General features: G+C 56.5%; 22 protein-coding genes and 2 pseudogenes. 13 read left to right on the top strand and 11 right to left on the bottom strand.

Going from position 1 to position 21484, the window contains the following annotated elements:
• The first annotated feature begins 61 nt into the window (after positions 1–61).
• From RJT37_RS11515 to RJT37_RS11500, 4 genes and pseudogenes are all read left to right on the top strand, one after another.
• Positions 62–334 (top strand): GIY-YIG nuclease family protein, encoded by a 273-nt coding sequence (locus RJT37_RS11515; RefSeq protein WP_313684575.1) that lies wholly within the window; start codon positions 62–64, stop codon positions 332–334.
• Positions 335–439: 105 nt separating this feature from the next.
• Complete coding sequence (locus RJT37_RS11510; RefSeq protein ID WP_313684573.1) at positions 440–3244, top strand: DUF5797 family protein; 2805 nt, start codon at positions 440–442, stop codon at positions 3242–3244.
• 628 nt (positions 3245–3872) lie between these two features.
• Positions 3873–4756, top strand: a pseudogene (locus RJT37_RS11505) (IS1595 family transposase).
• A 61-nt stretch (positions 4757–4817) separates the two neighbouring features.
• The gene (locus RJT37_RS11500; protein WP_313684572.1) at positions 4818–6455 is read left to right on the top strand and encodes a glycoside hydrolase 5 family protein; all 1638 of its coding nucleotides are present in this window, start codon (positions 4818–4820) and stop codon (positions 6453–6455) included.
• Between the two features lie 173 nt (positions 6456–6628).
• Here the strand turns inward: RJT37_RS11500 and RJT37_RS11495 are convergent, their stop codons facing one another.
• Complete coding sequence (locus RJT37_RS11495) at positions 6629–7027, bottom strand: DUF5518 domain-containing protein (protein WP_313684571.1); 399 nt, start codon at positions 7025–7027, stop codon at positions 6629–6631.
• Positions 7028–7350: 323 nt separating this feature from the next.
• On the opposite strand from RJT37_RS11495, the gene RJT37_RS11490 reads away from it, so the two are divergent.
• Both RJT37_RS11490 and RJT37_RS11485 read left to right on the top strand, forming a co-directional pair.
• Positions 7351–7692 (top strand): ArsR/SmtB family transcription factor, encoded by a 342-nt coding sequence (locus RJT37_RS11490; RefSeq protein ID WP_313684569.1) that lies wholly within the window; start codon positions 7351–7353, stop codon positions 7690–7692.
• A 1-nt stretch (position 7693) separates the two neighbouring features.
• Positions 7694–8011: a DUF7521 family protein gene (locus tag RJT37_RS11485; protein ID WP_313684567.1), complete on the top strand. Its 318-nt coding sequence runs from the start codon at positions 7694–7696 to the stop codon at positions 8009–8011.
• Positions 8012–8055: 44 nt separating this feature from the next.
• Here the strand turns inward: RJT37_RS11485 and RJT37_RS11480 are convergent, their stop codons facing one another.
• The 5 genes and pseudogenes from RJT37_RS11480 to RJT37_RS11460 all read right to left on the bottom strand — a co-directional run bounded on the left by RJT37_RS11480 (position 8056) and on the right by RJT37_RS11460 (position 11995).
• Entirely contained in the window at positions 8056–8964 is a 909-nt protein-coding gene (locus tag RJT37_RS11480; RefSeq protein ID WP_313684565.1) for a CPBP family glutamic-type intramembrane protease, read from the bottom strand.
• 329 nt (positions 8965–9293) lie between these two features.
• Positions 9294–9584, bottom strand: a complete 291-nt coding sequence (locus tag RJT37_RS11475; RefSeq protein WP_313684563.1) for a hypothetical protein — start codon at positions 9582–9584, stop codon at positions 9294–9296.
• Between the two features lie 294 nt (positions 9585–9878).
• Positions 9879–10253: an HVO_A0114 family putative DNA-binding protein gene (locus tag RJT37_RS11470; protein WP_313684561.1), complete on the bottom strand. Its 375-nt coding sequence runs from the start codon at positions 10251–10253 to the stop codon at positions 9879–9881.
• A gap of 100 nt (positions 10254–10353) precedes the next feature.
• Positions 10354–10613, bottom strand: a pseudogene (locus RJT37_RS11465) (toxin-antitoxin system TumE family protein).
• A gap of 1049 nt (positions 10614–11662) precedes the next feature.
• Positions 11663–11995 carry a hypothetical protein gene (locus RJT37_RS11460; protein ID WP_313684559.1) on the bottom strand — a complete coding sequence of 111 codons (333 nt, stop codon included), beginning with the start codon at positions 11993–11995 and terminating at the stop codon, positions 11663–11665.
• An 876-nt stretch (positions 11996–12871) separates the two neighbouring features.
• Here RJT37_RS11460 and RJT37_RS11455 point away from each other — a divergent pair.
• The 3 genes from RJT37_RS11455 to RJT37_RS11445 all read left to right on the top strand — a co-directional run bounded on the left by RJT37_RS11455 (position 12872) and on the right by RJT37_RS11445 (position 14756).
• The gene (locus RJT37_RS11455; protein ID WP_313684557.1) at positions 12872–13102 is read left to right on the top strand and encodes a DUF433 domain-containing protein; all 231 of its coding nucleotides are present in this window, start codon (positions 12872–12874) and stop codon (positions 13100–13102) included.
• Entirely contained in the window at positions 13102–13425 is a 324-nt protein-coding gene (locus RJT37_RS11450; RefSeq protein ID WP_313684556.1) for a DUF5615 family PIN-like protein, read from the top strand. Before RJT37_RS11455 ends, RJT37_RS11450 begins: the two co-directional genes overlap by 1 nt.
• A gap of 170 nt (positions 13426–13595) precedes the next feature.
• On the top strand, positions 13596–14756 hold the full coding sequence (locus tag RJT37_RS11445) for a hypothetical protein (RefSeq protein WP_313684555.1): 1161 nt from the start codon (positions 13596–13598) through the stop codon (positions 14754–14756).
• Positions 14757–15201: 445 nt separating this feature from the next.
• Here RJT37_RS11445 and RJT37_RS11440 read toward each other — a convergent pair whose 3' ends face one another.
• Together RJT37_RS11440 and RJT37_RS11435 are read right to left on the bottom strand one after the other, a co-directional pair.
• On the bottom strand, positions 15202–15492 hold the full coding sequence (locus RJT37_RS11440; RefSeq protein WP_313684553.1) for a hypothetical protein: 291 nt from the start codon (positions 15490–15492) through the stop codon (positions 15202–15204).
• A 214-nt stretch (positions 15493–15706) separates the two neighbouring features.
• Positions 15707–15979, bottom strand: a complete 273-nt coding sequence (locus RJT37_RS11435) for a hypothetical protein (RefSeq protein ID WP_313684552.1) — start codon at positions 15977–15979, stop codon at positions 15707–15709.
• A 73-nt stretch (positions 15980–16052) separates the two neighbouring features.
• Here RJT37_RS11435 and RJT37_RS11430 point away from each other — a divergent pair, with 73 nt between their 5' ends.
• A complete protein-coding gene (locus RJT37_RS11430; protein WP_313684550.1) occupies positions 16053–16223 on the top strand; it encodes a hypothetical protein in 171 nt (56 codons plus the stop codon).
• Positions 16224–16282: 59 nt separating this feature from the next.
• Here the strand turns inward: RJT37_RS11430 and RJT37_RS11425 are convergent, their stop codons facing one another.
• The gene (locus RJT37_RS11425; RefSeq protein WP_313684548.1) at positions 16283–16555 is read right to left on the bottom strand and encodes a hypothetical protein; all 273 of its coding nucleotides are present in this window, start codon (positions 16553–16555) and stop codon (positions 16283–16285) included.
• 190 nt (positions 16556–16745) lie between these two features.
• Positions 16746–16973 (bottom strand): hypothetical protein, encoded by a 228-nt coding sequence (locus RJT37_RS11420; protein WP_313684547.1) that lies wholly within the window; start codon positions 16971–16973, stop codon positions 16746–16748.
• A gap of 379 nt (positions 16974–17352) precedes the next feature.
• Between RJT37_RS11420 and RJT37_RS11415 the strand changes: the two genes are divergently transcribed.
• The 3 genes from RJT37_RS11415 to RJT37_RS11405 all read left to right on the top strand — a co-directional run bounded on the left by RJT37_RS11415 (position 17353) and on the right by RJT37_RS11405 (position 19727).
• A complete protein-coding gene (locus tag RJT37_RS11415; RefSeq protein WP_313684546.1) occupies positions 17353–18072 on the top strand; it encodes a hypothetical protein in 720 nt (239 codons plus the stop codon).
• 330 nt (positions 18073–18402) lie between these two features.
• Positions 18403–18981, top strand: coding sequence for a TlpA family protein disulfide reductase (locus RJT37_RS11410; protein ID WP_313684545.1), 579 nt, complete (start codon positions 18403–18405; stop codon positions 18979–18981).
• Positions 18982–18983: 2 nt separating this feature from the next.
• The gene (locus tag RJT37_RS11405; RefSeq protein WP_313684543.1) at positions 18984–19727 is read left to right on the top strand and encodes a cytochrome c biogenesis CcdA family protein; all 744 of its coding nucleotides are present in this window, start codon (positions 18984–18986) and stop codon (positions 19725–19727) included.
• 1043 nt (positions 19728–20770) lie between these two features.
• Here RJT37_RS11405 and RJT37_RS11400 read toward each other — a convergent pair.
• Positions 20771–21439, bottom strand: coding sequence for a helix-turn-helix domain-containing protein (locus RJT37_RS11400; protein ID WP_313684542.1), 669 nt, complete (start codon positions 21437–21439; stop codon positions 20771–20773).
• Positions 21440–21484 lie beyond the last annotated feature (45 nt).

Below are 21484 nucleotides of genomic sequence, written 5' to 3'. Positions count from 1 at the left end.
TGCTGTGTATGTCGTAGAGTGCCGACACACACGACGATGGCGGCAGCACGCAGCGACTGAGTTGGGCAAACTGAAAAGCGACCGGTGGACTGGTGGACTCAACCAGGCCGAACGGATCATCTACGTCGGAGTCACGGTCAACCTCCAGCGACGGTTGTTGGAACACGTTGACGCGATAGATAGTGATGGCGCGGAGTTCACGCAAGTGTTCCCGCCGCTCCGCGTGCTTGACGTGTCGTGGTACCGTAGTTACCGGCGTGCTCACCGCGCAGAAAAGCGGGTGGCAGATGCGATCTCGGAACGGTTTTCGACCGATTACGTCTACCAGTCGTAACTCTGGCAGAAGAACCGAACGCATCGGGGATATATACGTAGCGGGGGTGATAGGTGTGATGTGATTCCTTGGTGGGTCTATCAAGAAGTTGCTCGTGAACTGGATGTGCCCAGTGCGACGATGCAGCTTGTTGTGCTCCTTGCTGATGGCGGGTATCTCATCGATGATCAGCCGCCGTACTTAGATTATACATTTCCATACGAATTCAGGACGAACAACGCGTGGCTCGCTGACGCGCCCGAGGAAGGGATCGAGTTTCTCAAAACCACCTATGGAAGTGACGCAGCAGTGGCTGGACTCCTCTGGTGTGTTGGCACCGAGGTTGCTGATTACACAAGCGAAGAGCTTGAGATGGCGAATTCGATTCTCGAATCGCACATCAAGGAGTACCTGAACGAGACGGTCAAAACGGAGGCTACGAGCGACGAGGTCAATCGTGTCATAGACTTCGTCAGTCCAGACGAGGAATCGACCGTGTCACAGATGCTGTCTCAATCGTCGACAGGGACTGGAGAAGACGGAGTTCTCAACCGGTTTGAAAAAGCAGAGTACGAGTCGAAAGACACCCAGGCGTACTGTGATTGTTGTGGTGCGACGCTTTCCAAACCGTTCCAATACCGTTGCCAAGCGTGTGGGGCTCGATTCCCCGGGTGGTTAGCACTAGTGTACGACGAAGGAGAGGAAGAAGGGAAATCGAAGTGGCGACAGCAGTTAGACGTAACTGTCGTTAGTCAGAACCGACCGAAGAGTGTCCTCATCCTCCAATCGGACGCGACGCTCCCAGGGTGGATTGAGGAGGGTGGTCGCGTTGGACACATTACCGATGCTGGACTGAAACCGATCGGGAAGGTCGTCAACACCGACGCCAAAGAGATTCAACTGGATTACGAAGGCACGGCGGCTGCTGGACTGACGGAAGGGGAGGCAATAACGATCTGTTCGTCGGAGTCGAGTATTGCGATCACGCAGCAGGCAGGGTTCCTGTTTGAGATGCACCAGGAGTTCTCACGGTGGCGGAATGCCGTAGATCCGCTCCCAGCTGTCGCGCGACTGGCTAAGAACGCCCCCCGATTGATCGACACGTTAGACCAGCCGACGCTCGATCGGCCAGAGCCCGAGACGCCGTCGAGTTGGACAGGACTCAGCGGGTTTGAACTAGACGACTCACAAAAGAAGGTGATCGCCGAGATTTGTGGGTTAACGCCGGGTGACCTATCCTTAGTAGTCGGACCACCGGGGTCAGGGAAAACGGAAGTGATTGCGAAGGCAGCGTCTGAACTGGCAACTCAGGGCGAGCGCGTGCTCGTAACGTCGCACACGAACATCGCTGTTGACAACGTTGTCGAGAAACTGGCGGCGCAGGGTGAGCATCGGGTGGTCCGCGCTGGGCGACCGGAAAAACTCTCGAAAGGGTCGAAGGAGCTGATGCTGTCGAAGGCGATCGAAACCAGTGATGATGAGACGGTGTCCGAGGTGCTTGCGGAGGTGGAAGCGTTAAAATCGAATATCAGCAGGCTTCGAGACAAAATTGGGAATCTACAAACGACACGGGCAGTCGAACGGTCCAGCCCGACCAACACGAGTCACTCGGCAACAGTTTCAGAAGAGATTGAGGAGAAGCAAGCTGAATTAGCGGAGCTCAGACGGACCATCCAGCAATTGCAGGACGAAGCGGAGGCGACCTCAACGCGAAGCGCCGACATCACCGGAGCGACGATTATCCGGTCGCAACTCGGTGGGCTCGCACAGGTAGAGTTTGATACCGTTATTATTGACGAGGCAAGCCAGATTCAGGTACCCCTCGGACTCTTAGGGATGGTGAACGCGAAAAAATGGGTGGTTGTCGGGGATCACAATCAACTCCGCCCCGTGATCAAGACCGTCAAATCGAATGATGGGAGTCCGCCAGCGGACGCGTCGATCTTTTCGTTCCTCCGCAACCGGTACGGAATAGAACGGTGGCTCACACACCACTATCGGAGCCACGAGGATATTATCGGCTTTGCGCAGCAAGAAATGTACGAGAATCGAATCACAGTTGCGGATTCCTGTCCGGAAAGTCACGACTGGAACCCAAGTTCGCCTGTAGACTCGAAAGCAGCAGCGATCGCTGACGGACCTCCAGTCGTCTTCGTCGACGTGGATGGAGCGGAAGCGTGGCGGAAACGGTTCAGCGGATCAATCAACACGTCAGAAGTTGCGGTTGTCAGTGAATTAGTTGAACAGTTCGTCACGCAGAGTTCGATCCCGTCCGAAGAGCTGGGCGTGATTACGCCGTACCGTGGCCAGCGAAGTATGATTGCCGACGCCACACCCGAGTTTGGCGAAGTTGAAATTTCGACGGTCGACGGCTTCCAAGGACGAGAACGAGACGCGATTATTTTCAGTACGGTAAACTCCGAGACAGGGGGGCTTCGGTTCTCGGGGAATCCGAACCGCTTCAATGTCGCCTCAACCCGCCCAAAAACCCGGTTTATAATGGTTGGCAACCGGTCAGCGATTGAGGCAAACGCTCCCGTCGGTAACACGCTCCGAACCTTCATCGAGTACGTCAACGAACACGGCGGGATCTTCGATTGGGAGGCTGGTGAGTGGGTGAATCATCGGACGCCTAGTTCCCAGTCCGATGACGAAGAGAGGTCGACAGACGAAACTGGAGACGACGATCAGATCGCCAAGACCGAAAACGAAGTTGTGCGGACGGACCGGAACTACGCACGGATCAAAGATCTCATTCGATTGGCTCCGACGTCGAACAGCGAACTTGCGAACGAATGGGGGCTGGCCGATGGGAAAACCGCGTTGGAGTTCCTACGGGACGAGTTACCAGGCTGTTTTGAACGCGATGAAAATCGAGCGATAAGACCGACCGCAAAGGCACGAAAAGAACTACAATCACGTGCCAAGTGATTGAGAGAGCCGTAGACTAAGGGGACATCACAGAGGCCGGACGAATCTGAGCAGCTCCCCACTCACAGAGACCGGAATTCGAAGGTGAAGTTCCCGCACTGTTGGCCGATCATCGTCCAGGACGGCTCATCGCTAACCGTCCTGCACTCGCTTCGGCCAGTGGGAAGCCACCGTACACGGCTGCGGAATGGCGTCGGGCACGGGAGATGATTCGAGCCGAGGCGCAGAAGATTCGGTTCCGGTTTGAACAAGCGACGGGGATCGTGGCTGAACACGAAACGGACGCGAAGCGAACGTGGATTGCGGAACTTGTTGAGGCGCTGCCGATACCGACGATTAATATTCTGCAGCGATAGACCCGTTGAAGGCGTCTTCGAACTATTCACAAGTGATTGCTTTCACCGAGGTACAAGTCGTACTCGCCAGTAGATAGACCTACTTCTTAGTACCCGGAGGGTGTCCCAATGCTGAGGACGTGTAAAGGAGTAACCGTCGTCGATCTGGACTCATCTACAGCGTGATGATTTATATCATAGTACGCTCTTGGGAAGCAGGTTGTTGGTCAGGTAGAGCTGCCGCTGGAGAAGCGTAGCGGGCAAGGGTGACGCTGCCGCGTCACCCGAATGCAATGTTCCCGTTTGAGTTGCTGAACTCAGAGGCGAGCGCCGCGAACCTGCTGGAGCAGGTTCGCTGGCGCGATGGCCTCTATTGCCCGCGCTGCCGGTCTGAATCAGTGATCAAACACGGCAGCTATCGAGAGTATCAGCGGTATCTGTGTAAGGATTGCGACCGCACGTTCAACCCCAAGACCGGCACGATCTTCGCGACGCGAAGATCGGCCTCGACAAGCTCTTGTTTGCGTTCTATACGTTGCTCAGGTTCAACACGAGCATCCGCCAACTCGACGCTGAACTCGACGTGTCGTATAGGTCACTTCGGCGGCGCGTCGAGCAGTTCGCCAGAACGCTCGACGCGCCAGCCATCGATCTTGTTGGCCCGGTCGAAATCGACGAAGTGTACGTGACTGCGGGGTTGAAAGGCCGCGAGCGCGACCAGGAGTCGCGCTCGCGTGGTCTCTCGAAACGTGGTCGCGGAAGCTATGACGAGGACAAACCGCCAGTATTCACACTTGTTGATCGTGGCAGCGATCAGCGATACGTTATCCCAGCGAAATCGGCTGACGAATCGACCGTGCGACTCCTCCTCGGCGACCGCGAGGAGGAGTCGCTGACCGTCTACACCGACGGATTTCGGGCATACGACCCACTCGAAGACGACGAGAACTTCCAGCGAGAAGCGGTGATTCACGGCGATGGCGAATACGTCGATGGAGACGCACACGTGAACACCTGCGAGAGCCACCGTCGCGCCAGCGACGCGTGGCTCTCGCCGCATCGAGGCGTCTCAAAAGACAAGCTCACGCTGTATCTCAGAGCGTTCCAGCTTCGCCGTCGAATCTTACGCAAACCCGGTCAAGAAGCTCTCAAAGAGGTCGTTCGAACTGTGCTCTGACTCACCAACAACGTGCTTCCTATGAGCGTCATAGTATAGATAAGCAGTTTACATTCTGGGTATGTCCGATCAGAGAGCGTCTCGCCGTCGTGTTCTTGCGGCGCTTGGAGCAACGGGAATGGGAAGCTTCGCAGGGTGTAGCGGTCTCCTTAAAGAAGATCCAACAGCGGATGGCAGTCAAACGGCTGGATCCTCACCCGGCTCTACCACTGATAGCTCTTTGAACACAGCTATTGCTAATGGTGATGCGCTTCGAATTACAGAATTCTCGTACGAGGAGACGTCTGTACGACAGACGGATGTCGTCACCCTCACGCTAACTGTTGCTAATGAAGCAGTAGAACCCGTAGAAGCAGATCTTGTATTTCAAACGGTTGAAGACGAACTTCACGCTGAAACGCAGTCAATTCCATCGGAGAGCACTACGACGGTGACTGCCCAACGAGAACTGCTTCAGACCGGTGAATATCCGTTCCAGGCTGCGGTCGTGTATGATGGGGCGGTCGTTGCAACCGTGGAAACGAGTATTAGTGTCGATGAGTTCCCGTCTTCGTTTGTGGGTGTCGAAGGGACTGACTTTACCCTCAACGACGGAACGATTTATTTGTCCGGTGCAGACGCGAACAGCGAGTTCCTCGTTGGGTTGACCCATCCGCATCACAAGCAGCTTCGACCGCTAGTGTTCGATGGCTTGGAACACATCGGTGCATCGGTCTTACGGCTATTCGTCAGTACCGCGCCGGTTGAGTATGGCGGCCCGTTCCCAGGCGAGGACAATGAGAAGTTCTTCAGACGGTTCGATATGGCGGTTACAGAGGCAAAACGACGAAATATTCGGTTGTCAATTCCGATTATGTCCGGGGGCCCGCACTATGATGCCCATCCCGTAGATCACCTCGTAAATCACGTCCCGGGATATGTGTACGCTGCCGAGACAGCAGCTGAGATTGATGATTTCTATCGAAACGAAGAGTGCATTGAGTTGTATAAAGAATGGGTTGAGGAATTGCTGACTCACGAGAACCACCTTACTGGTGTGGAGTATCGACACGACCCGACAATTATGATGTGGGAACTCGGGAACGAGATTGCGTGGACAGAACCGTGGACGCGTGAGAGCCAGACACTTCGCCCGTGGATCGAAGAAGCCGGGCCGTACGTGAAAGATCTCGCGCCGGATCAATTACTCACGACTGGAGTTCACGGATGGCCGGATGGTCGGAATGACTTCGTCGGGGATTATCAACCGGACTGTATTGATGCCTGTTCGCTACATTATTGGGTTGGTCCTGGTCACTACGATCTCTCGGAATCGGAAGCCGAGGCCTTACTTAAGGAGAAAATTGAGGCCGCTCACGACCGGTTGGAGAAACCGCTGTGGTTCAGCGAATACAACTGGGGACATCCAGCCCATCCTGATTCGCCGGGAGAACTCGCCGATGGATTCCTTGAAGAGCGGAACGGCAAACTCGAAAAGTGGCATACCCGTCTAGACGAATCTGATGTGGCTGCGACTGCAGTTCACCAGGTGAGTCCAAAAGAGGTGGTTGAAGGGTTGATGGAGAGGAAACGAAGCAGCACAACGATCTATCCGTTTGAAGATGACGGGACAGTCGAAGAGCTCCGTCGGTACGCTCGGCTGACACGGGAGAAGTCGACGGCAACAGCGGTCCCAGAGCTGGCTGACAGTGAGAGCTGAACAAACGAAAACACCATTGTAGAATCCCTCAGAGCGTTGGCCGTCTACTGCGTAGTGATTGATCGGTAAGTCACCTGGGCTGAGCGATTCCGGTGTGGGTATGGGAAGCCTTCTATGACACCCTGACGACGCCATCGTACTTTCCGATGACGTTCATATCGACGCCTCGTCACTTACCGTGTTACGCGGCTGCGACGATTAGTGACGGAGTCCGCTAGCCACGTCCCGATTCGGACGCCTACTTCACCGGCAAGCGCGGCGATTCCGAACCCGGTAATAATGAATCCGAACAGGAGCACACCCTCTGCGAGTTTGAACCACACCGGTTCGGTGAATCCTGCTGCGGCGACATACGTGTCGAAGACGGCCCAGAGAACCGGGAGTCCGCCAAGGATCCCGACTTGGATCCCCGCACGGCTTGTGTCGCTGTTCGACTGAGTAAGTAAGTAGCCAGTCAGGAGCCCGCCGAGCACCACGGCTCCCAATGACACCTCGGACCCGGTTTGCCAATAGCTGAACGCAGTGCACGGCAGCGCCACTCCCCCACCGAGAAGCACACACTTCCACCGCATCGAGATGTTTCGAACCCGGGGACCAACACGCGGCATTATCTTTAGGGACTACTCGCGGCGGTGACCACATAAATATCCGAATAACTGAAACGGATATTGCATCTACATCCAGTCACTCGATTACTCACACGTACGCTCCCTAGGCACTACTCACATACCCGGTCCGGGGTACCGTCTGTGTCTGTACGGTCTCTCCGACATCCGCCCCGACCGACAGGCGTACAGGTGACTGGCCGTTTCTCGTAGCTTCACCGACTGAAGCCAGACAGAACACGTGGAACGGCACAACACATATTGACACGACAGGAGATGGACCAGGTATCGTGTCCGACGTGCGAGATCCCGAAGCACTCGCAGATCTGCTCGGTGACGAGTGTGCACGCACGATTCTCATTGAGGCGAAAAAGGAGCCTCGCTCGGCGGCCGAACTGAGCGACTGCGCCGGGGTTTCAGAACCGACGGTCTACCGGCGACTCGAACGACTCCGCGAGTACGACCTGATCACCGAAGACATCCAGCCAGTCACCGATGGGAAGAACTACAAACTCTACCGGACAGAACTCGACGGCATCGAACTCGATCTCAGTGAGGACGGTTTCGAGATCACGGTCTCACGGCGGGAACGGATGGTTGACCGCTTTACGCAGTTCGTAGAGGGCCCCTGATATGCTCAATGTAACGCTCCAGTCGATCGGTCTCGAAACGCTCCGAACCGTCCGTCAGGCCAGCGAAGTGATCATCATACTCTTCGGGCTGGCAATTAGTTATCTCGCCTACAAAGCATACCGACAGAACCAGAGCCGTCCGATGCTGTTCATCGCAGTCGGGTTCGTTCTCGTGCTGTTCGTACCGGGCGCTACAGCGGTTGTCCTGTATCTGTTGCTGGACGTGCCCAGCCCCATCGTCAACAGTATCAACCAGTTCTTCGAACTTGCCGGTCTTGGATTGATTCTCTACGGCCTGTGGACCCCACGGCGAGACTGACACTACTTCTCGAATGTCGCAATCGACGCGGTCCTATCGAGGCGTCAGTCGGACGGGTCGGTAGCGCGGCGACCGGTAGAGGGGCTCTCGGCCACGGCTCCGTCAGCCGACCGGGAAGCCGTCCAGCGCGGCCGGACGGCTTCCCTGTGTGAGAGTGTTTCAGAACCATAACGGACGACGAACAAGGTAGCGAGGACCCCAAACGTCCCAGCCAGAATCGCCGCATATGGGACCGGCACCGCTGCCGCGCCACCGACAGCCTGCCCGGGGACGTTCACCGCGGCATTGATCGTCCCGTGAAACAGTACGGCACCGAGAACGCACCCGTCCGACGCGTTGTAGTACCACGTGAGGATGACAGCAAAACAGACCACGCTGGCAGTGTACAGAAGCGGTGAGAGCTGGTACACGTCGTAGACGAACATCGGGACGTGCCAGAGCGCCCAGACGCCACCGATGAGAACACTCGCGGTGAGCGCACTGAATCGCTTCTGGAGATGTGGGAGTGCGAACCCCCGCCACCCGAACTCCTCGTTCCCGCCGGTGAACACCGTCGCCATCACCAAACTCGTCAGGAAGAGCGGAGCCAGTTGCCCAAGCGAACTGCTGTCGGGAAGCCCCACGAGCGAGAAGACGACCACACCGATTCCGAGAGCTCCGACCACCGGGATCGCAACTGCGAGTCCGTACCAGCGGAGTGGTCGTCGCCAGTCAAACGCCGCTGCGAGCCAGGCGCGGACTGATTCACCGCGGAGACGCGTCACGACCGCTCCTGCAGCGCCAGGGCCGAAGGCACCCAGTGCTATCCCGAGGAATCCTAGTCCCGACCGCGGGACAGTTACCGAAAACGTCACCATCCATACCGTCCAGGAGAATCCGATCGCCAGTGCGGAAAACACCACGACCGGATGGTCATTGATCAGTCGTGCGAGCAGCGAGCGGGGTGATTGCATCACACTCGGGTAAACGGGTTGGATACCTCTCAGGGCCACCGACCGGCTTCATCTGCTGAAGCTACCGTCCACTCTTATCCCACCCGTCGATTGACCGGTACCAAACCAGGAGATCCACTTACCGGAACGCGTTGACGGGACAGAACCTCAACCGTTCTCTAATATAACCAGTAGTACCGCTTGAATCTTACCTGCTGTCAGTGACCAGTTCTACTGACGGACTGATTCATCCAACTTAGCGTGGAACCGCTACGACCGCTGTACCTTTGTTCTATATTGATCACGCGTGGATTATCCAGTAACGTTAAACGGAGATAGAATCGGAGCCATTACCTCGTGGATAGAACCAATCCACCCCCTACAGCGATGAGTCCAACTGGAGTGATGACTGCCGGAAGCGGGATACCACACTCATTCACTCCATCGGGTGTATACAGCAGATTTGAATCCTGAACTCCGATAATGCTGAGTCCTTCCTCCTGTCCCTCTGGGACACCCACATCAGTACAACCGCCGAATAGCATCCCGGGGAATGTACCAAGCTGCGCGAGGACAATACTCAACCCGATAATAAGTAAAACCCCGCCCAGAATTTTTCGCCGTTTGAGTATGGCAGCCATCACTCACTAATTCTACTGCTGGAGTGTAAGAACGAGGGAGAGTCAAAGAGTTCCAGTACCCATCTCAGGCACTATACTGATTGAGACGTGGGTTCTCTTGTATTGAGTGGGACATAAGTTTCCTGTAATGAGCGATTCCTGTTTAGTGTGGAAAGGCTTCGAAGACGTTCTTACACGCTAGCGGGCGTGCCGCCGTCATCGACAGCTCTTACTAATATAGTAGCGTTCGCAACTGATTGCTCATCCGATGGCACGCAGTCCTGCGATCAGATGAGCGAAGACTTGCGAACGCTACTATAGGTAGTCAATATGCATCTCAATTCGGTCGAAGGGTACGATGGGTTGCATCGCGCCGCCAGGCCCGCCGTCTTTGAGGTCTAGAATTCCGAGGACCTCCAGTTGCTTTAGATCCGAGTGGACATCGGAGACATCCCGATCGGCGAGGCGGGCGGTCTCGCGCATACTTTCAGGGGCGTGCTTGGCGATCGCTTGGATAAGTTCCAAGCGGAGCGGTGTGAGGCTATCGACGAGGTTGTCATAGCTGCCGAACTGGAGTGTTACTTTCTTGTCCTCGGCGTCACGGTCGTCGGTTTCGGCAGCTTGGATGAACTGGAAGGTGTCCTCACGGAGCTGTTCTCGGTCACCGACGGTGATGTGGAGCGTGGTCATAGTCGCGTTAGGATGGTAGTTGTCGTCGTGGTGTCGGTTGGTGTTCAGTAGGGCCGCGCGGATCGCCGTCGACGACTTCTCAGTACTCGTCCGCGCTCGCTTAGAACTCCACGAGCACCTCCTCCATTCCGGGGAGTTCGATATCGTCGGTAGTGCCGACGGCGGTGTGGAGTTCGTGCCCCTTCGTATCCTCGTGGGCGTTGTCGTACCGGACGAGTGTGAGGTCTTCGGGGGTGCCCAAGTGGAGCGTATACTTCCAGCCCCACGGGTAGGGTCGGTAGCCTCGGTCGGTCGAAGGACGACGTTCTCAACGAGACTAGCGGCAACGTGACTGTACTGGAAGCGAGGCTCCTGAGCCATCCCGTATGTGTTGGGTAGTCACACAACATCATAGGATCAGCGGTGGTGGAGACGAACGCGAAAGCCAGCACTTCTCACCTAGCAACGAGTCTGACTGTGACATTATTAGGTAAGAACGGTACGATGATCACGGTTGTTGAATCGTCAACAGGTGTTCCAACAGGGGTGTGTTCAGAACAGCCGCTTTGATCGGCCCGTTGACTTGGGAGCAAACGATTCTGTCTGCGTGAGAAGGCTCAGCAGGCAAAAAAATTTATAAAGACCGGCAGGGTTGACTCTGTTGATACCGTTGCTCAGTTTGATGATCATCCCTGGATAATGTATGTGAAGTGACTAGGTTTGAATCGGGTGTCACGTAGAGACGTTCTGTACGGACTTGGTGTCGGTGTGGCCGGTAGCGTATCGGTAGGTGTAGCGGGGACCAATTCGGTTCGAGCCCGGCAGGGGGCAGTGGACGCGTCGGTGATTTTCAACGATCAACAGTCGGCTGGGCGGACGCTTACAATCACTCGCGCCGCGTCGCCTGTTGATGCCTTCGTGATGATTCAAGATCAGAATGGGAAAATTCTCACTGCTGGACCTCAGCACCGCGTTAATCTGGATGCTGGTGAGGTAGTCGAGAACACTCTTTCACGTTGGTATCATCGGTTTCAGAGTCCCAACGTCTTGTTGCGCAGTTACAAGAGTCGAACGGCGGATCCCTCAACAGTACTTCTGCGTACGTAACCGTCGGATCTGGAGATCCTGCTGAATCGAGCGGGAATGAGACCACGGGTCAAGAGGTAGAGTACCGAGATTGGACGGTCGATACAGTAGCGGAGGTTGAGCCTGACGGAGCCGCAGTGGTCACAAAGACAGTGTCCGGTTCAGAGCTCCCTACGGAAGGGGTAGAACTATAGTAGCCTTTGCAACTGATTGCACATCCGATCGCACGCAGTCGTGCGATCGTGTGAGTGAAGACTTGCAAACGCTACTATAGGAGTGGCCGGGTTTAGGCGGTTCTCTGATTCGGATTCGTAGAAACAGCTTTATTGAAACTGTCGCACCCTTCAGCGATCAGCTGTTTCAGATGATAATTTGTCTGGAGAATAGGATTTCAACAGAGCCGAGAGCTGCGATGTACCAGTAATGACGGCGTGGATGAACGCTAGTGGGGCAGCGAGGAGGAACGCGAGTCCGAGACCGAGTTTTGTGAGGGTGACGAGCAGGCCCATCGTCAGTAGCTGGTGATCCGGGGGGTGGGCAACTGGAATGGGTTGTGCTGTACGGACCAGGACGTGATTGTAGGCGGGCTCGTCACGTCGACGGGCTTTCGCTGACGTGTAGACGTCCCGCGTGGCCCAGATCTCGTAGTCGGTGAGGCCATCGAAGAACGCCGCCACGGTCGTGTGCGCGGCCTCCGTGCCCGTCTCGTGCGTGTGAATCGTGTTAGGCCGTCAGCGGCAACCGCGTGCGTACCAGTCGCTTCGTTCGGCCTGACGACTCAACGCTTGGGATTCCTCCGGATTACCGGAGGAGGATGTCAAGATAGATCACGATGAGGCCGTGACCGACGCCATACCACCCTCTACAGACCTGACACCAACAGACCTGACTCACTGAACGGTACCCCAGTGCCCATAATTTACCCGTATGGCGGAACGAGTAGGGCATACCTCGGTTCGTATGAATACGATAGATCGCACTCAACAATCTCCGGATGGTGTTCACACTCCGGCTATCCAGTGTGATGCGTGCGAGTCCGCTCTCAATTCTCAGGGCGATCACAGGATCACCGTGCTACTACTGGATCACCTCACCGTGCCCGTTGTCGGTTGCGAGGATCATCTCGAGCGATTCGCCGCTGTGTGTGGGTACACGACTGAAGAGACGGCTACACTCTTGGACCACCGGCCAGCTGGTGGGATCCGTTGTCCAAGCTGTCAACTCTCGGTGTACAATACAGAACAGCCGGTCGTTCCGGTCCAAGACGGGGCCGTTGCCATCCTTGCGTGTCCTGAACATCAAGCAGAGGTCGTCACTCGGTTTCAGACAGGACTCGACACGCAGTCCCAGTTAACAGCGTCTCTCGAATTGTCATCGTAGGGTGTAGGAGAGGGAGGGGGTCAAAGCGGAGAACGGTGTCAGCGGACTCGTATCACAGTCAGTATGTTGCGTTCTCAGACCCGAATCAGCTCCGTGACTATGCGTGAGCATTAACCGAGACGAGACGGTTCCTCCGACCCTGTTTTTAAGTCGGTGTATGGCCAATCTAGCGTATGGGAATCGTCCGGGATTCAGAACACAGCGACAGTGCGCCGACGATCGAAGGGACGGGAATCCGGGTCAAAGATATTGCCTCGGCGTACGAACACAGCGGCTACGATCCCGACGAGATTACGCAGCTGTACCCCGATCTCAGTCTGAGTGACGTTCACCGGGCACTCGCATATTATTACGACCACATCGATGACTTCCGGTCGCCCTCGTCCGAACCAACGTCCGCATAATGCGACCGCTGTACTGCGACGAAAGTATCTGGATTCCCGTCGCTGATGGACTTCGCCGCCGCGGGTGGACAGTCCACACCGCCCGAGACGAGGGAACCCTCGGTGACCCTGACGGTGACCAGTTGCGGTACGCGGTCAAACAGAACTGGCTTCTGTTGACGTTCGATGATGATTTTCTCTCACTCGTCGAAGGCCAAGGGTTGGAACACAGGGGATTGCTGTATGTTCGACAGGCTGGACGGCAGATCGGCGATGTCGTGAAAGTCGTCGATGAACACCTCCAGTACAGATCCGAGGAGGATCAGTCGATCCAGTACCTGTGAAGTAGCGATACTCTCCCGTCAGTAGCGTCACTGGATATCGATCTGAACGCGCACATACAGGTGTCCACCCGTTCGTTGACAACCCACACGGAGTGGTCGTCGCTTCCGAGCGTCTCATCTCGGCACCCTTGCCATAGCTTCAAACACGTCCCCGTTGAAACGCAGTCAAGATGGACGAACCGGCGGTGTTTGAACAGGTGGTCGACGAGCTGGAAGCACGGTCGTACCAGCCGCTCGTCCACGTGCCGGGCGCGCACGAGGCGACGTACGCGGACGTCCTGGAGCGGTGTGACTCGCATCGAATCACGATTGGCGGACGGTACCCGGACGTGCTGGGCTTTACAAACACAGATCGCGTCTTTGCAGTGGAAGTGAAGGGGTCGTCGGGGCTGCTCCGCGGGATCGGGCAAGCACTCACGTACCAGCAAGGGGCGCACGTGTCGTTCTTGGCGGCTGCCGAGGAGACGGTGCAGCACCACGCGGAGTTGCTGCAGGCGAAAGGCGTGGGGGTGATCGGCGCGACAGACACCGGCGTTGCGACGTGGACGTCGCCGCCGACGTCGGAATCCCACGAACAAGTCGTGGATATCGAAGGGCAACTGTCGGTGCGGCTTCGGCAAAGCGACATCAGCGGGGATATTGCGACGTTGTCGCTCGCCCAACCGGTGAATTACCTCGCGCCGGTCGTGGCGATCGATCAGCACGGCCCGCTTGCCGGGGATGAACTCGTTGATGTCTTGGCTGCAGAGTACGCGTTCGGGGCCGGTGACAGCGCCCGTCAAAGCGCGGTGGCGTTAGGCTTACTGCAGGGGGGCGACCGCTATTCGTTAACCGAGCAAGGCGAGTTGGCGGCGACAGTCCTGCACGGGCACGGCGTGGCGACGCTGGCGGAGCTTGACGACGTCAAAGCCGATGTCGGGCGTTCGACCGTGTTCGAGACACACCAGCCGCTGGCGATTCTACTCCGGAACTGTTATGAGCGCCACCCGGAGTTCCGGTTGTTGTTGGATGCGTTGCGGAAAGAAGGCCCGCGGATCCAGTTCCCGGCGTTGCTTCGCCGGTTGGTTCACGAGTACCCGAACGTGTTCCTCAACACGTTCTGTACGCGGTCCGGACGGTCGAAGGCCCGAGAGTTGATCGAACGCGGGCAAACTACGCGACTGTACGAGGACGAGGCCGTCTGGAAGGACGTGATCCGGACGAACATCCTGTTCAACTTCGTCCAACAGTTGAAGCACATCGGCGTGCTGGCCGCGGACACACGGAGTCACAGCGGCGCGATTAGCGAGTACGACCCCGACGCGAAACCGTGGGTATTGCGAGACGCGTGACGGAGTATGTGTCCACGGCTGTGCTCGTCACGCCGACGCAGACACTAACGAATCGTGGTTTGAGCTGCCATCGGGTCGAAATGGATGTCTTAGACGTGTGTACCGCCTTCAGAGCAAGACGACAACTGCGACCGAACGGCCCTGATCAGGACTCGTTCAACGTGGCCGAATAATCATCGCGCCGCAATACGAACGGCTGACTGTGGGCGAAGGATACCAGCTGTAGTAGAGTGTCATAGAAGAGTTACCCCGGTGTTCATTTCACGATCTTACAGCCGAATCAGTCGTGAGACTTTGCTTGCATATGGATAATTTTGCCGTGTTGAATAACGACCTTTGGGTCACGATGAAACAATACCTGCCTTGTTATCACCAGAAATTGACCACTAACAAGCCGAATTAAATTCTAATTGCCTCGCTGGTACCGCTATTCACCACACGTTTTTTATGAATCTGCGTCTGAGCTCTCGGCTTGATATATTTGCGTATCAGACTGGGCTTCATCACTATTCTGATCAGATATTTCTGTATCTCTCGCCTCTCCGATTGCGCTGTCGAGTCGGTCACGGATCTGTTCGGCGACCTCAACGCTGTATGGCTCGTGCATCCCGCCGGTCTGGATCCAGACTTCCCCTTCTTCCGCATAAATATCGACGATAGAGAAATCTGGATTCTTGCGGTCTCGTTCCTCACCAAACTGCGGCGCGTCGTCGACAGTGCCCTTCGTATGCCCCATACCCGCTGATCGTGTTATCTTACTATAAAATTGGTCGTTCATCTGTTTCGAGTGGTGGTCGTTACACTGACGGTGACAGCAACTCCGCTGTATTGCACGCGGACCGTAGTAGGATGTGGATGAGTCGCATTCACTTCCGGTATGTACTTTATGTCTACTGATCGATTCACATATTCTGCGTAGCGTATCACCTCATAGAGACTCGGGATGAAGATCATCTATCGACGGCCTCGTTCTGTTCGAGTACGTGCAGGCTGGCGGCAAGAACGATGCCCCAGCCGAGCCCGGCGGCGTGACCCACGAGATTCGGTGTCGCCCCGGTAGCGTTAAGCGCTGACAGCGGTGGAAAGAAATCCCAGAGCAGTGTGCCGAGAACGACGCCAGTGAGGCCCAAAACGACCGTTTCCGGCACCCACGCGAGTCGAATGCCGGCATCCGACTGCGAGTGCGAGGCTGTGAGATACCAGCCACCGGCGACCACGGCCACGACGCCGAGACCAACAGTGCCAGTGACGGTGGCGCTCGCACTCCCGGTAAGGCGAATCCCGATGATAGCGACGATGAGCGCGCCGCCAGTGCAACTGACTGCCCACGCGACGGTGCTGCTGTGGCGGGCCTGTACGAACCGTCCGACGGCGACGATGAGGACGCCCGCAAAGCCAGCAACGATGTCGGAAAACCCGTACGTGACTGGGGTCCCGCCCGAGTACAGGACTGGCAGCAGCGCGTAGCTGGTGAGGCTCGTGAGGATTGGAAGGACGAACAGCAGGGCAAGTGTGGTTCGCCAGAACTAGCGTCGCACATTAGATGCCAGACTGTACAGGTACGGGAACCCGACGATGCGGACGTACCCGTCCAGGTTCTGGAGGAGGTGCGGTTCGGAGGCGTGGACGTACGCTGCGGTGAGCAACGTATACCCACGGACCTGCCCGTGATTGAACACGAGTGCGTCCCGGACGGAGAGTGGTGCGGAGTAGTGGATCCCGGCGAGCACCAGCGCGATGCCCACAAGCTCGATGACGTCACGGGGGTACGTCGGGAGTTGATACGGAGAGAGTGTCATAGCTGTAACAGCGCGGAAACCCACCCGTGAACAGTAGTTGCTGAATCGCGTGCACTTAGCGTTTCGGCGATGGAACGGATACGACTCAGAACTCCGTGCACCGGGTGCACACAGTTTAGAGCCAGTAAGAGAACCAACCGAATCTGTCCCCTTTCCCACTTCAGCAACTACTGTTTAGCCGTGGGTTAGCTTATTGACGGTACCGCTGGATACCGATCCAACTCAGGGAAATGAGTCCGATGAGTGACAGCGAGACAGCAAAGAAACTAGCTTGGGTGCCAAGAACGCTGGCGACTCCGAAGAAATTAGTCCGGTTGAAATACCCGACGCCGAGGAAGACGCTGACGACAACGACGGCAGCACCGAGACGCATCCCGAATTCTTTCAGGAAATTTCCGAAGGTAAAGTCACGAGCCATATCGCATTCCTCAAAAGATACTCACTTGGCGTTGGTGGAATTGTACCAAGCGGACACGAAGGGTCTGAATATCCGGGGCGTGATCTGCCGTCCTGCGCGTTCGAGCTCCGATTCACTAGCAAGGGGTCTAACTGAAGCGCCTGAATAGCGCGCTGAAATGACGGTCAGGATCTTCGGGAAATCCCTACGTCTCCGCAGCGAACACTACCACGAAGAAGCACAGCGTCGATGAGACTCACATTTCAGTTTCCGATGGGTTGACAGAGACCCCCACTGATGTCTGCGGACGCATATGAAGCGTCGGACTGCCGGTATCTTGATGGGTATGCTTGCGGTGGTGTGTTTCGGTCTTGTCCTTTCTGCCGTGTATCCGGCCACGATGACGGAACCACACGCAGCGAACGCTCCGAGCGAGCGATTCACCGTTGGTGAGACGGACTCGTTCAGCGCGACGGGGAGTCTCGTCGTGGACGGACAGGTGAGACTGGCATTCGACGGTGTCGTAACTGCTGATGGCGCCTGGTACCAGCGGGTTGTCGATGGCGATGTTGTGTCAGCGGCATACCAGCCCGACGCAACTGGCCCGGTCTACCACAAGCGAACGATTCCGGGGAGTGACAACGCCGAGCAGCAACGGGAACTGATTGCTGAGGATGAGAACCGCGTACTCGTCGATGAAGACCGGGATGGTGACAACGTGACAGTCATCGTCAAAGAGAACGGCACCGGCGTCACGCAGCCGGTGTCAGGAACGGCATCGGTGTTCGTCAACAGTTTAGTCGTCGCCGGATACGAGGCCGAAGGAACTGATTCGTCGGACGAGACAGTCTATAAGCCACAGTCAGGCTGGTACGACGGTCGAGAGCCGTACCGAATTACAGACGCCTCAGGTGCGGTACGGACTGACGCTGATTCGCACGTCGTCACAGCGGCGAACGTCTCCTGGGACACAACAGAACCTGCGGGAACGTACGCGGAGTACGTGCTGGTCCGGTCGTTCAGCGACGACCCGACGACGTACCGGATCACGTTCGAGTTTGAATCAGGCGACGCCGATCTTGAGCGACCACCGTGGGTAAGATCGAATCGATCTCACTAACAGTGTGTCATAGAATGTCACGGGAGTATTTCACGACTTCACAGCCGGATCAAGCCCAAGACTCTGCCTGTGCACCTTTTTTCCGCTCGGGTCGGCGAAGCCGACCGCTCGCGCAAAAAATCTGCACCAAAAAAGCCCGACGGCGACCGGCGGTCGCCGTCGGAGAACCGCTCGCTCACTCCGTTCGCTTGCGGATGCTATCGGACGGTAAACGCCCTATACTGAACGATTCGTCGTGAGACACCAGCACACTACTGAAGAACAGTCAAACACACGCTGAAGCTTTCGTCGCAAATATCGCATTTCACGACCGCATTTCAGACACAACATATGCCCTCCAGAACTCGTCGATCCGTCCTGGCAGCGATCAGCACTGGACTCGCCCTGAGCTTGGCTGGCTGTGCTGGTCAATTGGGGTCCAGTACGAACACACCGCAAGGTGCAACGAACACGAGTGTCGAGAACGACGATACCGACACAGACTCACAGTTAGCGCTCCCCTCAGTCGTCACTCACGACGAGTTTCCCGATGGGGACGTCGTCCTCAAACCGGACGGGAAAGTTGTGGTTCTGAATTTCTTCACGACGTGGTGTCGGCCATGTCAAGAAGAGATGCCAGCGTTCCGGAAACTCCGGGCCGAATACGACACGGAAACCCTCCATTTAGTTTCGATCACGCCGGAAGTGGACGAAGCACTGATCAAGGAATTCTGGAACGAATACGACGGCACCTGGCCCGTGGTAAAGGACCCAGGTCTCGTTGCGACTGATCGATGGAATGCGAACAGCTACCCAACAAACCTCGTGTTCGACACCGATGGAACACCGGCCACCGGAGAGAACCCGGAGGTCAGAGCCCGGACGTTTGACCAGTTCAACTCAATCATCGCCCCACTAGTGGAGTCGTGACGATGGCTGGACTAGCTCTCCCAGCGCTCTTTGGGCTCGCGTTTTCCGCTGGGGCGGCGACCTTCTTCGCCCCGTGCGCGTTTCCACTCCTGCCTGGCTACCTCTCGTATTTTCTGGGCGATACTGTTTCGACCGCCGATGGTGGGACCCCAGCAGCAACGGTGGAATCGGTGCCGATTGTCGCGCGAATCCGTCGCCCGCTGGCGCGTGCGGTCCTGGTGAGCGTCCTCGCTGGTGCCGGGATGACGGTTGTGTACGTCAGTCTTGCAGGCACTGCGGCCTATTTCGGAGCGCAAGCGCTCGCCGACATCGCAGTACTGGAAGTCATCGTCGGGAGCGTGTTCATCATCGCTGGGGGGCTGATGGTAGCTGGGTGGAAACCCTCCCACTCAGTGATTCGGCTGCCGGAGCGAAACCGGTCGCTCAGCGGGTTCTTCATCTTCGGTGCGCTGTACGCCGGGGCCGCAGCTGGGTGTACTGCGCCGTTGTTCATCGCCGTCGTCGCACAAGGAATAGCAGCCGGTCCAATGCTCGGTGTCGGGATTACGCTTGCGTACGCGCTGGGGATGAGCGCGGTGCTCGTTGCATTCACGTGTGTGACCGCCCTCGGTGGGTCATCGCTCACGGCAGCGCTCAGATCACATACACAGACGATCTACCGTATTGCTGGCGTACTGCTCGTCTGTTCCGGTGCGGCAGAGATCTACTACTACGTGTACGGCTTCCCGGAGGTGCTCCCACAATGAACCTATCCACTCAGTTGACCGCTGTCTGCGTCGTGTGTGTCATAATTACTGCGGGATGTGCTGTCCCACCTACCTCTTCGCAGTCGTCGCCTGCGTTGACTCCGAGTGACGTTACTGATACGAACACACTGATTCAAACGCATACTGCGACGCTTCGATCACAGCCGTTTACCGTTCACTCAACGACGACTGTCACGAACGAAACGTTCCAAGTGACAACCAATCAGACGTGGACAGTCGACCCAACCCCGCCTATACGGGCGCTCGCCGTTCGGACATCGACAGCCACCGGGGATACGTCAGTGGGAGCTCAACAGGCACCTTCCCGAGTTACAGCGTGGCGACACGGCACTGATACAACAGTTCGTGTCGATACCGGGACCGAGACCCACATCCGCGAAGTCACGTTACTCAATTCCTCTGTTCGACTCAACAGAGCACTCCACCGGCAACTCCTGTATAAATACAGCACGCGGCAGAACACGACTGTCGAGACAATCACTCGGAATGGAACCCGCTACTACCGGGTGCAAGCGAGTCTGAACGACACACACGTCACGTCAAATGCCTCGATGACACTCCTCGTCAACGGAGCGGGATACGTTCAGCGGATCGAGACGAAACAAACAGTCACGTACCGATCTGGGCCACGAGTCGTTACTGAAACAGTCCAGTTCAACCGAGTTGGCACGGCCACAGTCGATACTCCCCCGTGGGTAAACGAGACCGATCGGTTAGGATAGTCCGATAGTTGACCCGATGTGAGGCTATACACTCTAGAGGCGGAGCAGGCCGAGTGCCTCAGGGGCAAGCCCCGAGGCGATTCACGAACTGTGTACTGCACGCAGGAAGTGAGCCGCGCACACTATAGTAGCGTTTGCAACTGATTGCACATCCGATCGCACGCAGTCGTGCGATCGTGTGAGTGAAGACTGACAAACGCTACTATAAATGCCCTGATTCCGACGCTACCAGGAATGATACAGTATCGAAGTACAGTGATTCTCGTTTGTCACTACAACAGAGGACACGTATCAGGTAGATTACCTATCTCCGGCGTAATGTGCCTGAAGTGTCCGCGCTTCAGCTTTCCGCAAGTGTTCAGCAACAGTACTTGGCGCACAGTCTAGTTCCGCAGCAATATCTTCCTGACTAGTTCTCCGAGGGATGTCGTAGTAACCCATCTCTACGGCCGTTTCGACAACTTCGCGTTGACGGTCAGTGAGATAGGCTTCGATAGCAGTTGTCGTACCAGCAAGGCCGCCTATCGATTCGATAGCTACGTCAACAGGGACGGAAACATCTTCGATTGCATCCTGAACCTCGTTGTCAGGACCGAACATCGAGAATACTACCGTCCCACTTGGTTTGTATTCGATGGGAGGAACGACGATAAGACCGCCAGAGGAAATGGGTCCGAACATCTCTTGAAGCGAATCGGTCGTCGCATCCCGGACGTACACGTAGAAAGACCGCTCATCGATACGTTCCAAATCGTATCCGACGACCTCCGGGGTCTCTTGCATCGCGTTTTCAAGCGCGTCAGCGTCGCCGACGACGTAATGGAGGATACCTAATGCGTCACCAGTGTAGTTCCACTGTTCTGCGGTCGCTCGCTTGATGAATGGTGCCTCGGTTAGCACGCCGTACATCGGATGGATTTTGCCCGCCCGTCCATCATCGGCAGTGATGCGAACTCGGACGTGTTTCATAAGCGTCAGTACGCAATCATAAATATAAACCCACCGAGCAGACTC

The organism is Halobellus marinus (assembly GCF_032113415.1).
Lineage (GTDB): Archaea > Halobacteriota > Halobacteria > Halobacteriales > Haloferacaceae > Haloquadratum > Haloquadratum marinus.
The sequence above is the reverse complement of the archived record's forward strand: the minus strand, read 5'-3'. Positions and strand labels throughout refer to the sequence as shown.